The sequence below is a fragment of the Streptomyces cirratus genome, assembly GCF_014650775.1.
Classification (GTDB): Bacteria; Actinomycetota; Actinomycetes; order Streptomycetales; family Streptomycetaceae; genus Streptomyces; species Streptomyces cirratus.
This window is the reverse complement of sequence record NZ_BMVP01000001.1, coordinates 964,267-978,221: the sequence shown is the minus strand read 5'-3', so window position 1 is coordinate 978,221 and position 13,955 is coordinate 964,267. Positions and strand designations below refer to the sequence as shown.

Below are 13,955 nucleotides of genomic sequence, written 5' to 3'. Positions count from 1 at the left end.
GCGCGTGCGGGCGCGGCCGGCCTGGCGGGCGCGCGGGCGGGGCTACTCCAGGTAGCGCGACGGGGGCCGACGGCCTGCGCCGGTGCCGCCCAGGACGCCGGCGGTGGTGCCGGCCAGGGCCCCGCCCGGGCCCGTTCCCGTACCGCTGGTGCTTCCGCTGGTGCTTCCGCTGGTGTTCCCGGCGGTGGTTCCGGCGGTGGTTCCGCTGTCGGTGCCGGCGTCGCTCTGGCCGCCGTTCGTCCGACCGCCCGTGTCCTGGCCCGCTGTGGTCTCGCCGCCGTCCTGTCCGCCCTGGTCCTGTCCGCCCGTCGGGGGAGTGGGGCGTTGGGGGCGGCCCGGTCGGCTGGGCGGGACGGGCGGGAGGGGGGCGGTGCCCGGGGGCTGCTCCGGGTTGTTCGGTGTGAAGGGCGGCGGGGAGGGGACGGCGCCCTGCTGGAGTTCGAGGTCGAAGTCGAGGGGGTCGCTGCCGGCCAGTGCGGTCTTCGTGTACTGGGCCCAGATCCGGGCCGGGTACCCGCCGCCGCCGAGGCGGTCCTCGCCCAGTGCCCCGTACAGGGACTCGAGGGCGCCGGTGTCCGGGTCCTGGCCCATCACGGACACCACCGTCACGAGGTCCGGGGTGTAGGCGGCGAACCAGGCGGAGCGGTCGAGTTCCGCGGTGCCGGTCTTGCCCGCGGCCGGGCGGCCGGCCGCGAGGGCGGCGGTGCCGGTGCCGTTGTCGACGACGCTGACCAGCATGGAGGTGGTGGTGTCGGCGGCTTCGCGGCTGACGGCCTGGCGCGGGGCCCGGTCGGGCAGCCGGACGTCCTCGTCGCCCTTGCTGATCTTGTCCACGAGGGTGTACGGGGTGTAGCGGCCGTGGTCGGCGAGGGTGGCGTACGCCTGGGTCATGTCGAGGACGCTGGCTTGGAGGGTGCCGAGCGCCATGGCCGGTCCGGGGTCGAAGTTGGGGGTGTCCTCGGGGATGCCGAGGGCGATGGCGGTCCGTTTGACCTTCTCGGTGCCGACGTCGACGACCATCTGGGCGAACACGGTGTTGACGGACAGGTCGGTGGCGGTGTTGACGGTGATGTCCCCGTACGACTGCTGGCCCTCGTTCTCGGGCGCGTAGGGGATCCGGGTCCCGACGACGCGGCGCTTGTTGTCGCCGTTGTAGAGGGTGTTGGGGGTGATGCGGCGGCCGTCCTGGGTGCGGGCGTCGTTGTCGACGGCTGATGCGAACACGAACGGCTTGAAGGTGGAGGCGACTTGGTAGTCGTGCCGGGTGGCGTTGTTGACGTACTGCTTGGTGTAGTCGAGGCCGCCGTACATGGCGACGACCTTGCCGGTGGCGGGGTCGATGGAGACGCCGCCGGCCCGGACGACCCGGTCGGCCTTGTGGGTCTGCGGGTCGAGTTTGCCGATCAGCTGCTTGTCCGTGGCGGCGACGATGGCGTTCTGGCGGCGCTTGTCGATGGTGGTGGTGATGCGGTAGCCGCCTTCGGAGAGCGTCTTGTCGTCGACGATCTTGTGTTCGACGATGTAGTCCTTGACGGCTTCGACGAGGTAACCGCGCTGTCCGGAGAGGCCGGCGGCGGGGCGGACCTTTCCGGGTTCGGGGAAACGGACGGCCGCGCGTTCGGTGGCGGTCATCCAGTTCTTCTTGACCATGCCGTCGAGGACGTAGTTCCAGCGGGCGAGCGCGCGGCCGCGGCTCTGGGGGTGGGCGACGACGTCGAAGGCGCTGGGGGAGTTGAGGAGGGTGGCGAGGTAGGCGCCTTCGGCGGTAGTGAGTCTTCCGACGTCCTTGCCGTAGTAGGCCTGGGCGGCGGCTTGGATGCCGTAGGCGTTGCGGCCGAAGTAACTCGTGTTCAGGTATCCCTCAAGGATGTAGTCCTTTGACTTCTCGCGACCGAGTTTGATCGCGATGAAGAATTCCTTGGCTTTGCGTTTGACCGTCTGCTCCTGGCCCAAGTAGTAGTTCTTGACGTACTGCTGGGTGATGGTGGAGCCCGACTGGGTGCCCCTTCCGGCGAGCGTGTTCCAGGCGGCGCGCAGCATCGCCTTCGGGTCCACCGCCCGTTCGGAGTAGAAGTCCCGGTCTTCTGCCGCCAGTACGGTCTCCTGGACCGTGCGGGGGACCTGTGAGAGTGCGACGTTGACGCGGTTGACCTCGCCGTCGCGGGCGAGCTGGGAGCCGTCCGCGTAGAGGTAGAGGTTGGACTGCGCGGTGGCGGTGGCGTTGGCGGGCGGGATGTCGACCAGCAGGTAGCCGGCGATCAGGGCGCCCCCGATCAGCAGGGCGACGAGCAGGATGCCGGCCAGGAGCATGCGCCAGGTGGGGAAGGCCCTGCGCCACCCGGTCCGCTTACGGTTCCGGTTCCGCCCGGTCTCCGGGTCGGTCGTGGAGCCGGCCGTCGGGCCGGTCCTCGGGTCGGGCCCGGGGCCGGGCGCCCTTCCGGCCGGCGGTCCGGTGTTCGCCTTCGGGGTGTTCGCCTTCGGGGTGTCGGGGTCGCGAGGGGTCCAGCCCGGGGGTGGTGACTGGTCGTTCATCTCCGGGGCTCCTCGACGGTGTACGACATATCGGCATCTGTACCAATGGTGTCTACCTGATGGCCGATGTGCGTGCTTCGGACGGACGTAAATCCGTCGCGTGGCTCGCCCCTCCGCACTAAGCTCGCGCGCTTTGGCCGACGTAGGAACGACCTGGGAAGGGGAGGGATACGGTGAGCCGGCAACTGAGCCCGGACGCGGAAGCGGATGCGGAAGCGGAAGCAGGTAAGGGGAGCGGGGGCGTCCGCCGGAGGGCGGTGGTGCGGGACGCGGTCCACCGCTCACAGCTCTACGGGGCCGTCGCGGTCGGCGGGTTCCGGCGCTACGCCACCTACGGGGCGGCGACGGCGGCCGGCGTGTTCACCAACACCGTGTTCGGCTTCATCCTCGCGTACACCTACGTCGCGCTGTGGGACGAGCGGCCCGGCCTCGGCGGCTACAGCCAGGGGCAGGCGCTGGCCTTCATCTGGGTCAGCCAGTCGCTGCTGGCCGCCGCCGCACTCATGGGCGGTGGGTTCCAGGAGGAGTTCCAGGAGCGTGTCCGTACGGGAGACATCGCCGTCGACCTGTACCGCCCGGCCGACCTCCAGCTGTGGTGGCTCGCGGCCGACCTGGGCAGGGCGGCCTTCCAGCTGCTGGGGCGCGGACTGGTGCCGGTGCTGGCGGGGGCGCTGGCGTTCCCGCTGGAGCTGCCCGTCGATCCGCTGCGCTGGCTGCTGTTCCTGGCGGCCGTAGTGCTCGCACTGGTGGTGAGTTTCGCGGTGCGCTACCTGCTGGGGCTGGCGGCGTTCTGGCTGATGGACGGCACCGGGATCAACATGATGGCCGGCCTGGTCTCGGTCTTCTTCTCCGGGATGCTGCTGCCGCTGACCGTCTTCCCGGGCGGGTTCGGGGACGTGGTGCGGATGCTGCCGTGGGCGGCGATGCTCCAGGTGCCGATGGACGTCCTGCTGGGTGAGGGCGCGGGGGCGGGCGGTGCGGTACGGGCGTTCGCGTTCCAGGCGGGGTGGGCGCTGGCGCTGCTGGGTGCGGGCCGGCTGATGCAGGCGGCCGCGACGCGGAAGGTGGTGGTCCAGGGTGGCTGAGGCGGTGCTCGGGCGGGAGCGCGGGCGGGAGCGGCCGCCGGCCGTGGTGTGGGAACGGGAGCGCCGACGCCACCGCGCGCTGGAGGGGCTGCGCGGCTACGGGCTGATCGCCGCGATGTGGATCCGGTCGTCCATGACGTACCGGATGTCCTTCCTGCTGGCCACCGTCGGGAACGCGGCGGTCACCCTCCTCGACTTCGCCGCGATCTACATCATGTTCACGCACGTGGACGCCCTCGGCGGGTTCTCGCTCCCCGAGATCGCCCTGCTGTACGGGTCCTGCTCGACCTCGCTGGGCCTGGCCAACCTGCTGCTCGGCAACACCGACCGGATCGGCACCCGGATCCGTGACGGCTCGCTGGACGGCATGCTGGTGCGCCCGGTCCCGGTGCTCGCGCAGGTCGCGGCGGACCGGTTCGCGCTTCGCCGGCTCGGGCGGATCGCGCAGGGGTCCGGGGTGCTGGTGTGGGCGGTCGTGGTGCTCGACGTGGACTGGACCGTGGGGAAGGTGCTGCTGGTGCCGGTGATGGTGCTGGCGGGTGCGGCGATCTTCGCGGCGGTGATGGTGGCCGGGGCGGCCTTCCAGTTCGCGGCCGGGGACGCGGCGGAGGTGGTCAACTCCTTCACCTACGGCGGCTGCACGATGCTGGAGTACCCGCCGACGGTGTTCACGCGGGAGCTGCTGCGCGGGGTGACCTTCGTCGTCCCGCTGGCGTTCGTCAACTGGCTGCCCGCGCTGTACGTGCTGGGGCGGCCCGATCCGTTGGGGCTGCCGGGCTGGGTCGCGTTCCTGAGCCCGCTCGTGGCCTTCGTGGTGTTCGTTCCCGCGTCGCTGGCGTGGCGCGTGGGACTTCGTTCGTACCGGAGCACGGGGAGCTGAGGACAGGGCATGGGAGAGGTACTGATCGAGCTGGACGGCGTCGAGAAGGTCTTCACGGTCCGGCGCCGGGCGGGGCTGGTGCGGCGGGAGAAGCGGCAGGTCAGGGCCGTGGACGGGATCGGTTTCACGGTGGACCGGGGGGAGATGGTCGGCTACATCGGGCCCAATGGCGCGGGGAAGTCCACGACGATCAAGATGCTGACCGGGATCCTCACCCCCAGCGCCGGCCGGCTGCGCGTCGCGGGCATCGACCCGGCCCGGGAGCGGATGCGCCTCGCACACCGGATGGGGGTGGTGTTCGGGCAGCGCACGACGCTGTGGTGGGACCTGCCGCTCAAGGACTCGTACGGGCTGATGCGGCGGATGTACCGGATCCCGGAGGCGAGGTACCGGGCGAACCTGGAGCGCTGCGTGGAGCGGCTGGACCTGGGGGAGCTGCTGGAGGTACCGGTACGGCAGTTGTCGCTGGGGCAGCGGATGCGCGGGGACATCGCGGCGGCGCTGCTGCACGATCCGGACGTGCTGTACCTGGACGAGCCGACGATCGGGCTGGACGTGGTGAGCAAGGCGAAGGTGCGGGCCTTCCTGCGGCAGCTGAACGCGGAACTCGGGACGACGGTGCTGCTGACGACGCACGACCTCCAGGACATCGAGCAGCTGTGCGAGCGGGTGATGGTGATCGACCACGGGCGCCTGATGTACGACGGTCCGCTGGGCGGGCTGCACGCGTCGGGGGCGGCGGGGCAGAGCGAGCGGACGCTGGTGGTGGACCTGGAGCGGGAGCTTCCGCCGCTGGAGGTGGCGGGGGCGCGGGTGGTGCGCGTGGAGGGGGCGCGGCAGTGGCTGGCGTTCCCGGCGCAGGCGTCGGCGGCGCCGCTGGTGGCGGCCGTGGCGGCGGGGTACCCGCTGCTGGACCTGTCGGTGCGGGAGCCGGACATCGAGGAGGTCATCGCGCGGATGTATGCGGGGCGGGGGTAGGGGGAAATCAGGGTCGGTCCCGGGGTCCGGTACGGGGCCGAGGCATACAACTGCCCCGGCCCAGTACATAGTCTGGTCCCATGAATGAGGAGCGGCCGGAGAAGCCGTTGACGGAGGGGTCGTTGCCGCAGGAGCCGTCCTTTGAGAAGGCTCCCCCGGAGAAGGCTTCCCCGCAGAAACCGTCCTTGGAGAAGCCGTCCTTGGAGAAGCCGCCCCTCGCCGGGGAGGCGTTGCCGCAGCTGAGGGCCTCGGACGCCGACCGGGAGCGGGTGGTGGAGCGGCTGCGGGACGCGGTCGCCGAGGGCCGGCTCGACATGGAGGAGTTCGAGGAGCGCCTCGACGCGGCGTACAAGTCGCGCACGTACGCGGAGCTGGAGCCGCTGACCCGCGACCTGCCGCAGGCGGGTGCGGAGGCCCCCCTGGCGTCGGCGCCGCCGGGGTCCGGAGTGGCGCGGGCGGGGTCCGGGTCGGCGTGGGCGGAGCGCATCGGGGGCAAGGGCACCTGGTCGACGGGGATCGCCGTCATGTCGGGGTTCCAGCGCAAGGGCCGCTGGACGGTGCCGGCCCGGTTCGACGCGTTCGCGCTGATGGGGGGCGGGGAGCTCGACCTGCGCGAGGCGAACTTCGCGGAGCCGGAGGTCGTGATCAACTGCATCGCCGTGATGGGCGGCATCGAGATCACCGTCCCGCCGGGCGTGGAGGTCGATGTACGGGGCATCGGGTTCATGGGCGCGTTCGACCACCGCGAGGGCCCGGAGCAGCCCGAGCCGGGTGCACCGCGGGTGGTGGTGACCGGCCTCGCCCTGATGGGAGGGGTCGAGGTACGGGTCAAGGAGCCGAAGGGCGCCAAGGGGCCCAAGCGGGGCAAGTCGGTGGACGGGCGGCCGCCGCGGAAGGAGCTGTAGCGGATTCCCATGGCCCGCGGGCGCGCCGGGAACTCTTCGGACCGCCGGGGAGTCGGATGCTATGCGGACAAAACCGGCCGCGGGGGAAGGCAGGAGCACGTGGAAGACGTGGACCGACGCGACGTGGACCAGCCCGACGTGGACCAGCCCGACGTGGACCAGCGCACGGGAGCGGGCGGCACGACGTCCGGGGCTGCCGTCGGGCGCGGCGCTTTCGTGTTCAGCGCGGCGGACGAGGAGCGGCGGCGCGGTGTGCGCCGGATGAAGACCACCGCGACGGGGCTGCTGACCCTGGTCGCGCTGGTCTACGTACTGGCCAAATGGGCGCAGCACACCGGCGCGGGCGGCTGGGCCGGTTACGTCGCGGCCGCCGCCGAGGCGGGCATGGTCGGCGCGCTCGCGGACTGGTTCGCGGTCACGGCCCTGTTCCGGCGGCCCCTGGGGCTGCCCATCCCGCACACCGCGATCATCCCGACGAAGAAGGACCAGCTGGGTGTGTCGCTGGGCGAGTTCGTGGGCGAGAACTTCCTGTCCCCGGAGGTCGTCCGGGCCCGGCTGCACGCCCTCGGTATCGGCGGCCGGCTCGGCTCCTGGCTGGCGGATCCCGCGCACGCCGAGCGGGTCACGGCCGAACTGGCGGCGGCCCTGCGCGGCGCCCTGACCGTGCTGCGGGACTCCGATGTCCAGGCCGTGGTGGGCGAGGCGATCACGAGACGGGCCGAGAGCGCGGAGATCGCTCCGGGGATCGGCAAGACCCTGGAGAAGGTCGTCGCCGACGGTGGTCACCACCGCGCCGTCGACCTGATCTGCGTCAAGGCCCACGACTGGCTCGTCACACACGGGGACTCGGTCATGGACGCGGTCCAGGGCGGCGCACCCGGCTGGACGCCGCGCTTCGTGGACCGCAAGGTGGGCGAGCGGGTGTACAAGGAACTGCTGCGCTTCGTGACGGAGATGCGGGACATGCCGGAGCACCCGGCGCGGGGCGCGGTGGACCGGTTCCTGACGGACTTCGCCGCCGACTTGCAGTCGGACACCCGGACCCGGGTGCGGGTGGAGCGGCTCAAGTCCGAGATCCTCGCGCGGGGCGAGGTGCAGGACGTGATCGCCTCGGCTTGGGCCGCAATCCGGTCGATGATCCTGGCGGCGGCGGAGGACGAGCAGAGCGAGCTGCGCCGGCGCGTGCGGTCGTCACTGATGTCCCTGGGCGCCCGGCTGGCGACCGACGGCCGGCTCCAGGCCAAGCTGGAGGGCTGGATCGAGGGGGCGCTGGTGTACGTGGTCACCACCTACCGGACGGAGATCACCTCGCTGATCACCGACACGGTGGCGGCCTGGGACGCCGAGCACACCTCCCGCAAGATCGAGGCCCACATCGGCCGCGACCTCCAGTTCATCCGCATCAACGGCACGGTGGTGGGCGCCCTGGCGGGCCTTCTGATCTACACGGTGTCCCGGGCGCTGGGGGCGTAAATCCAGCCCGATCGCACCCCGGCTGCGTGGGGGCCCTGCCCGGGGGAGCTTGGGGCGCGCGGGGTCCGGCACACTCAGCCCCGCCGGCGTTTGAGGCGCGGGTCTGGGGCGGAGCTCCAGGAAGCCCGGCGCAGCCGGGGCCGCGCACGGCGCCGCACCGACCGGCCACCCCAGCCAAAAACCAGCCCCGCCGGCGATTGAGGCGCAGGGCCTGGGGCGGAGCCCCAGAACACCGGCGCAGCCGGGGCCCGCGCAGCGGGGCGCCGCCGCCCCCTGGCGCCCCCCGGCGCTACCCCCGCCGGTCGGCCACGACCCACGCGGCCCCCGCCACAACCCCGGCCGCCCCGAAAACGGCCGGCCACGCCCCGACCTTCCGCGCCAGCGGATGCGCCCCCGCAAAGCCGGCCAGGTACAACGCCCCGAGCCCGGCCGCCGCCGGCACGCCACCGCGCCGGTGCCACTCCCGCCCAGCCGCGATCCCCGCCGCGCCCAGCACCACACCGCCCAGCGGCCGCTTCTTGGTCCAGCGCGCCACCGCGTAGCCGCCCACCAGCCCGGCCGCCGCCACCACCGAGGTCGGTACCCGCTCCATGTCCACTCCCTACTCGTCCCGGCCGTGCCCGTACGGGCCCTCTCCACACGCCCCACGAGGCTAACGGGCCCGCCTGACGGCCCGCCGCGCACCCACCCCGCCCAGCACCAGTACCGCCCCGCCGATCACACCCTCCGGCACGGCCTCCCGTACGGCGGCCGGCAGCAGCGCCATGACCCCGAGTACGAGCAGAAAGGCGAGAGCGGCCCGCCCAAGGGCCCGGAGCAGTGTGTCCACGACCCCTCAACGCACCCGCGGCCCCCACGACACGCACCACCACCCCCACCACGCCGCCGCAGTCGGATTTGTCGCACACTCGCCGGATCCGCCTGATACGCCGCTCATGGAACCCGGACCGCATAAATTCACTCTCCAAAGACAAACGGGAAAATCCCCGCCAACGCGCCCCAGGAGCCCGGACATCGTGATCTGCTACGGACAGGCCGTCCTCGACCTCGTGGACGAACTGGTCGACGCCTACGCCGACGTCTTCTCCGCCCCGCCGTGGAACGAAGACGAAGAAACCATTCGCCAGTTCGCGGGCCGCCTCCCCGCCGACGCCCGGCGCCGTGGGTTCCGTACCGCCCTCGCCCAGTCCCCGGCCGGCATCGACGGTTTCGCCACCGGCTGGCTCACCCCGGCCGCCTTCCCCAAGAACCGCGCCTACGGCCAGGTCGCGGCGCAGCTCGGACCCGACCGGGTCCGGGAACTCCTCATCGGGGCGCTGGAAATAGACGAACTCGCCGTACGTCCCTACGCGCGCGGCCGCGGCACCGGCCGCGCCCTGCTCACCGAGATCACCGCCGACGCCCCGGACCGCCGCGCCTGGCTGCTGACCTCGCGGCTGGCCCGGGACACGGTGGCGACGTACCGCCGCCTGGGCTGGCACGAGGTCGCCGCCCTCCCCGGCACCGAGACCGGCGTGATCGTCTTCCTGGCCCCGGACCATCCGAGCCGCTGACCGGGGGTATTGCGTTCCGGGGGCGGGCATAACCCGCGCCATGATCACCACGACGCCCCAGCGGCTGGCCCGGCGCCAGCTCAACATGGCCACCCGGCACCAACTCACCACCGCCGCCGGAGTACCCGACGGCACGATCACCTCACGCACCCGCCCGGGCGGCCCCTGGCAACGCTTACTGCCCCGGGTCTACCTCCTCCAGACCGGTCCCCCCGACCACCGTCAACGCGCCCTCGCCGCCGTCCTGTACGCCGCCGAGCCCACCGCCGACCCCCTCTCGGGCGACACGGCCGCCCTCACCGGCGGCGCCGCGCTCGCCCTGCTCGGCATCCGCGAGGCCCCGTACACCCCGGCCGACGTCCTGATCCGCGCCCCGCGCCGGCTCACCGCCACCCCCGAGGTCCGCCCGCTGACCACCTCCCGCTGGCCGCGCACCATCACCGTCCGCGGCATCCCGAGCACCCGGCCGGTCCGCGCGGCCGCCGACTTCGCCGCCCGCGCCGACGACCCCGACCGCATCCGCTCGACCCTGGCCCACGTCGTCCAGGCCGGCTGGTGCCACCCGCACGACCTGCACGCCGAACTGCGGGCCTCCCGCCTCCTGGGCCGCCCCGCGATCCGCTCGGCGGCCTCGGAACTCCTGGCCGGCGTCCGCTCGGTGGCCGAAGCCCGGGCCCGCGACACCCTCACGGCGACCGACCTCCCCACCCCGCTGTGGAACGCCCGCCTCTACACCCCGGACGGCACCTTCCTGGCCAGCCCGGACGCCTACTGGCCCGACGAGGGCGTGGCCCTGGAGATCGACTCGGCCGAGTACCACTACACCCGCGACGCCTGGCACGCCACCCTCCGCCGCCGCCTGCGCCTGGAGTCCCACGGCATCCTGGTGGTCAGCGCCACCCCCTCCATGATCCGCGACACCCCCACCGAAGTCATCGCCGCCCTTCGCGCCCTCCTCACCCTCACCACCCCCCGCCCCCACCCCCCAACAGCCTCCGCCCGCGGCCACCAACAGCTCTCCCTCTTCCGTGACGAGAGGTAACGCGCATCGGCGCCACCCGCTGGCCAGTTACCGACGCCATGTGATCGAACAGGATTGACTTGGTTCGATCTGCGCCTAGCGTCTTGCCATGACGATGCGGGATTTGCTTCTTGAGGTCGCTGGGACGTACGACTCGAAGGCTGGTACGCGTGCCGGGGTGCCCGGCCAGGAGGTTCTGCGCCGAGTGTCCAAGCGCACGGACCTTGGATCAACGGACGGCCTGCGCGTTGCCGGCTTCGGTGGTAACGGGACCGCTGCGGCCGCGCCCTGGATCGGCCTCTTCGACCCGGAGATCAACACTGATCCCAAGAGCGGCCTGTACCTCGCCTACATCTTCAGCACCGATCTCACGTCGGTAACCCTCACTGTGCAGCAGGGGGTTACCGACCTCATGCAGAAGATCAAGCAGAGGCGGCCTCGTCTCACCCACCTCGAGAGGCAAGCGCAGCGACTCTACGGCTCCCTCCCGTCCGCCGTGGCCGAAGAGTGGAAGCACCGACCGTCGTTGGGGCCTGGGGAACGTCCCGAGGCGTATGAAGCGGCAAGCGTGGCGGCTCGGCGCTACGAGATCGATGACCTTCCTACGGACGGACAACTGCAGCAGGATCTGCGGGTAGCCGTGAACCTCCTCCAGCGTGCGGCTGCCGCGGACACTGCCTGGCGAGCTGCAAGAGAGGAGGACGACGACGATGACGATCAGGAGGTCTCGGACGCGCCGGAACAGCAGAAGAAGAGCAAGCGGGCCGTACCTTCGCCTTCGGGCTTCAAGCCCCGAGACAGCGGTGAGTACATCGCGAACATCGCTGCTCACCAGCAGTTGAAGAGCAAGAAGCACGAGGCGCTGATCGAAGAGTTCGGTGCATACATCAAGACGCGCGACTACACGCCGGTGAACCTGTCCATCCATCCGAAGGATGTGATCCTTCGACAGGGTGACGGGGCGTCGCACGCGCCCGGAAAGCCCGAGTGGCTCGTCGAGGTGAAGGTCGTACGAAACGGCAAGACAACCACTGCCGTGCGTGAAGCGGTCGGTCAACTCCGCGAGTACAGCTACTTCCTCTACCGCGAGAAGAACCTCACGCCACCCCACCTCGTCGCGCTGTTCTCCGAGTCGATCGGCGCCTACGGTGCCTACCTCGAAGATCAGGGCATTGCAGCGATGTGGCAGACCGGCGACGGCTGGGAAGGGACGTCCACAGCCGCCGCCTGGGGGTTGGTCGACTGATCAGCGCTGGGGTTCGCCGTGGCATTCCGGGTAGGGCTTGCCCGAGGTGCACCAGCAGGGGGAGGTGGGGGAGGGGGGCCAGGGGGTGGCTTTGCCGCGGGCGGCGAGGGTGGTGGCGTATTCCGCCAGGAGGCTGGGGGAGGCCGGGGAGGTTTTCTCGGAGGCCGCGAAGGCCTCGTACGAAGGGACGCTCGCGGTGACGATGCCGAGGTTCGTGGTGCCCGAGGCGGCAAGGGCGCGGAGCGAGGATTCGATCTGCTCCAGGTGCTGCGCGTGCGAGGGGTACTCCGCCGCGAGCGTCGGGTAGCTCGTGAGGAGCTCGGCCAGTTCGCGCTCGGGCCAGTGGAGGAGCGCCACCGGGAAGGGGCGGGAGAGGGCGGCGCGGCGGTCGCCCAGTTCGGCGCGCAGGCGGGCGATCTCGGCGCGGAGCTCGGCCGGGTCGTCGGAGCCCAGGGCCCAGATGCGCTTCGGGTCGTGGAGCTCGTCCAGCGGGATCGGGCCGATGTGGCGGGTGTCGGCGACCATGTCCCAGTCGTCGTGCGGGCGCCCGAGGAGGCGCCGGACGCGGTGGCGGCCCGTGAGGAGGGCGGTGGTGGCCCGGGTGAGGGGGGCGTTCTCCGGGATCAGGAGGGTCGCCGCCTGGGTGAAGCACTCCTCCGAGGCGGTCAACTCGTCGTGGTTCTCCAGGGCTTCCGCGATGACCTCCCAGGGGGCCGGGTCCGCGGGGGCCGCCGTACGGATGCCCTGGATCAGGGCGCGGGCCTCGGCCTCGTGGCCGTACTCCCACAGGTTCGAGGCCTGGAGCGCCTTGATCAGGTGGGGGTCGTCGGGTTCGGAGGCGAGGAGCCGGTCGTAGAGCGCGCTTGCCCGTTCCCGTTCGTCGGCCAGTTCGAGGTGGGCCGCGGCCTGGAGGAGCAAGGGCTCCTGGTCCTCGGGGTAGCGGGTCGCCGTGCGGATGAGGCGCTCGGCTTCGGCGATGTGCTCGGCAGGCGTGTCGGGGCGCATGGTTCACACCGTACTGCCGCTGGTCAGTTGACGGGGGAGGTCTTATGGTGCCGCCCGTGCGGGATCACATACCTGTGGTGGTGCAGGGGAGCGGCCGGCGGGGGCGCCGGGCCGGTCTCGCGGGGGTGCTGTGGGCCGCCGCCGAACTGGCCGTCACGGTGGGGGTGGTGGTGTTGCTGCTGGTGGTGCACGAGGTGTGGTGGACCAACCGGCAGGCCTCGGCGGGCGCGCGGGAGGAGGTCCGGGCGCTGGAGCGGGGGTGGGAGGAGGCGCCGGCGGGAGGGATCCCGCCCGTGGCGGAACCACAGCCCCAGTCAGGGACCGAGCCGGAGTCGAAGCCTGAGGCCGAGCCCGAGGCCGGGCGGTCGGTCGCGCCTGCGGCGGCCGAGGCGGGGGCGGGGCCGTCTTCGGGGCCTGCGGGCCGGGCGCCCGTGCGGGACCAGTCGTACGCCGTGCTGCGCATCCCGCGCCTCGGGCTCGTCGTGCCCGTCGCGCAGGGGATCGACAAGAAGGCCGTCCTGGACAAGGGGTACGCCGGGCACTACCCGGGAACCGCGCAGCCCGGTGCGGAGGGGAACTTCGCGCTGGCCGGGCACCGCAACACGCACGGGGAGCCGTTCCGGTACCTGAACCGGCTCAGGGCGGGGGACGAGGTGACGGTCGACGTGCGGGGGCAGAGGTACACCTACGTGGTGGGGCAGATCCTGCCGGAGACCACCGAGCGGGACACGGGCGTCGTGGCACCGGTGCCGCGCAGCGTGGTGAAGCCGGAGTACGGCTACAGCGCGCCCGGTGCGTACGTCACGCTCACCACCTGCACGCCCGAGTACACCTCCAAGTACCGGCTGGTGGTGTGGGGGACCTTGAAAAGGTGATCGCGGGAACTGCGGCGTGGGGCGGGCCGTTGTGTCAGTACAGTAGTTCGTGTGCGTGAGCAGAGGGGGGTGGGCGGCATGGTCGGGCGTTTTGCAGAGCTGTTGCTGACCCTGCTGCTGCTCGGAGGCCTCCTCGGGCTGTTGCTCGGGGAGAACGGGCTGGCCGGCGTGGTGGTCGCCCTCGCGGCCGCCCTCGCGGTGGCCGCCGCCGCTTTGGCGGCGAGCCGGGTGCGTCCCGTACCGCCGCACCGAATACGCACCGCGATCCGTGATCGCGAGCAGCGCACGGCGTTCCTGCCGCAGCGCGATCCCGACGCCTCGGGCCGGTCGCGGCCCCGGGCTCCCGGCCGCCTCGTCCCGACGGCCGCGTAGGGGCGCGCAGTACATCAGGGCGGGGCCGCA

At 72.0% G+C, this 13,955-nt stretch carries 14 protein-coding genes; 10 read left to right on the top strand and 4 right to left on the bottom strand.

All coding sequences use genetic code 11. From position 1 onward, the window contains the following. Window positions 1-42: 42 nt before the first annotated feature. Window positions 43-2,532 carry a transglycosylase domain-containing protein gene (locus IE207_RS04425; protein WP_373304664.1) on the bottom strand — a complete coding sequence of 830 codons (2,490 nt, stop codon included), beginning with the start codon at window positions 2,530-2,532 and terminating at the stop codon, window positions 43-45. 260 nt (window positions 2,533-2,792) lie between these two features. On the opposite strand from IE207_RS04425, the gene IE207_RS04420 reads away from it, so the two are divergent. The 5 genes from IE207_RS04420 to IE207_RS04400 all read left to right on the top strand — a co-directional run bounded on the left by IE207_RS04420 (window position 2,793) and on the right by IE207_RS04400 (window position 7,853). Then, window positions 2,793-3,617, top strand: a complete 825-nt coding sequence (locus tag IE207_RS04420) for an ABC transporter permease (RefSeq protein WP_190182622.1) — start codon at window positions 2,793-2,795, stop codon at window positions 3,615-3,617. After that, complete coding sequence (locus IE207_RS04415) at window positions 3,610-4,497, top strand: ABC transporter permease (RefSeq protein ID WP_373304663.1); 888 nt, start codon at window positions 3,610-3,612, stop codon at window positions 4,495-4,497. The genes IE207_RS04420 and IE207_RS04415 overlap by 8 nt, the downstream gene beginning before the upstream one ends. Window positions 4,498-4,506: 9 nt before the next feature. Beyond that, window positions 4,507-5,475 carry an ABC transporter ATP-binding protein gene (locus tag IE207_RS04410; protein WP_190182621.1) on the top strand — a complete coding sequence of 323 codons (969 nt, stop codon included), beginning with the start codon at window positions 4,507-4,509 and terminating at the stop codon, window positions 5,473-5,475. A gap of 80 nt (window positions 5,476-5,555) precedes the next feature. Next, window positions 5,556-6,380: a DUF1707 SHOCT-like domain-containing protein gene (locus tag IE207_RS04405; RefSeq protein ID WP_190182620.1), complete on the top strand. Its 825-nt coding sequence runs from the start codon at window positions 5,556-5,558 to the stop codon at window positions 6,378-6,380. 108 nt (window positions 6,381-6,488) lie between these two features. Beyond that, on the top strand, window positions 6,489-7,853 hold the full coding sequence (locus IE207_RS04400; RefSeq protein ID WP_373304662.1) for a DUF445 domain-containing protein: 1,365 nt from the start codon (window positions 6,489-6,491) through the stop codon (window positions 7,851-7,853). 289 nt (window positions 7,854-8,142) lie between these two features. On the opposite strand, the gene IE207_RS04395 is transcribed toward IE207_RS04400, so the two are convergent. Next, window positions 8,143-8,445, bottom strand: coding sequence for a hypothetical protein (locus tag IE207_RS04395; protein WP_190182618.1), 303 nt, complete (start codon window positions 8,443-8,445; stop codon window positions 8,143-8,145). A gap of 60 nt (window positions 8,446-8,505) precedes the next feature. Next, entirely contained in the window at window positions 8,506-8,682 is a 177-nt protein-coding gene (locus tag IE207_RS04390) for a hypothetical protein (RefSeq protein WP_190182617.1), read from the bottom strand. A 187-nt stretch (window positions 8,683-8,869) separates the two neighbouring features. Between IE207_RS04390 and IE207_RS04385 the strand changes: the two genes are divergently transcribed. The 3 genes from IE207_RS04385 to IE207_RS04375 all read left to right on the top strand — a co-directional run bounded on the left by IE207_RS04385 (window position 8,870) and on the right by IE207_RS04375 (window position 11,673). After that, on the top strand, window positions 8,870-9,406 hold the full coding sequence (locus IE207_RS04385; protein ID WP_229873306.1) for a GNAT family N-acetyltransferase: 537 nt from the start codon (window positions 8,870-8,872) through the stop codon (window positions 9,404-9,406). 40 nt (window positions 9,407-9,446) lie between these two features. Next, the gene (locus IE207_RS04380; protein WP_190182615.1) at window positions 9,447-10,448 is read left to right on the top strand and encodes a hypothetical protein; all 1,002 of its coding nucleotides are present in this window, start codon (window positions 9,447-9,449) and stop codon (window positions 10,446-10,448) included. 88 nt (window positions 10,449-10,536) lie between these two features. Continuing rightward, entirely contained in the window at window positions 10,537-11,673 is a 1,137-nt protein-coding gene (locus IE207_RS04375; RefSeq protein WP_190182614.1) for an MrcB family domain-containing protein, read from the top strand. On the opposite strand, the gene IE207_RS04370 is transcribed toward IE207_RS04375, so the two are convergent. Further along, a complete protein-coding gene (locus IE207_RS04370) occupies window positions 11,674-12,678 on the bottom strand; it encodes a DUF8829 domain-containing protein (RefSeq protein ID WP_190182613.1) in 1,005 nt (334 codons plus the stop codon). It abuts the gene before it with no gap. A 44-nt stretch (window positions 12,679-12,722) separates the two neighbouring features. On the opposite strand from IE207_RS04370, the gene IE207_RS04365 reads away from it, so the two are divergent. Beyond that, entirely contained in the window at window positions 12,723-13,553 is an 831-nt protein-coding gene (locus tag IE207_RS04365; RefSeq protein WP_190182612.1) for a class E sortase, read from the top strand. 78 nt (window positions 13,554-13,631) lie between these two features. Further along, the gene (locus IE207_RS04360) at window positions 13,632-13,925 is read left to right on the top strand and encodes a DUF6412 domain-containing protein (RefSeq protein ID WP_190182793.1); all 294 of its coding nucleotides are present in this window, start codon (window positions 13,632-13,634) and stop codon (window positions 13,923-13,925) included. The last annotated feature ends 30 nt before the right edge of the window (window positions 13,926-13,955 follow it).

Bases quoted from the DNA above. Each gene is read 5' to 3' on its own strand.
- IE207_RS04425 (WP_373304664.1), bottom strand. From the start codon at position 2,532: ATGAACGACCAGTCACCACCCCCGGGCTGGACCCCTCGCGACCCCGAC.
- IE207_RS04410 (WP_190182621.1), top strand. From the start codon at position 4,507: ATGGGAGAGGTACTGATCGAGCTGGACGGCGTCGAGAAGGTCTTCACG.
- IE207_RS04405 (WP_190182620.1), top strand. From the start codon at position 5,556: ATGAATGAGGAGCGGCCGGAGAAGCCGTTGACGGAGGGGTCGTTGCCG.
- IE207_RS04395 (WP_190182618.1), bottom strand. From the start codon at position 8,445: ATGGAGCGGGTACCGACCTCGGTGGTGGCGGCGGCCGGGCTGGTGGGC.
- IE207_RS04380 (WP_190182615.1), top strand. From the start codon at position 9,447: ATGATCACCACGACGCCCCAGCGGCTGGCCCGGCGCCAGCTCAACATG.
- IE207_RS04375 (WP_190182614.1), top strand. From the start codon at position 10,537: ATGACGATGCGGGATTTGCTTCTTGAGGTCGCTGGGACGTACGACTCG.
- IE207_RS04370 (WP_190182613.1), bottom strand. From the start codon at position 12,678: ATGCGCCCCGACACGCCTGCCGAGCACATCGCCGAAGCCGAGCGCCTC.
- IE207_RS04365 (WP_190182612.1), top strand. From the start codon at position 12,723: ATGGTGCCGCCCGTGCGGGATCACATACCTGTGGTGGTGCAGGGGAGC.
- IE207_RS04360 (WP_190182793.1), top strand. From the start codon at position 13,632: ATGGTCGGGCGTTTTGCAGAGCTGTTGCTGACCCTGCTGCTGCTCGGA.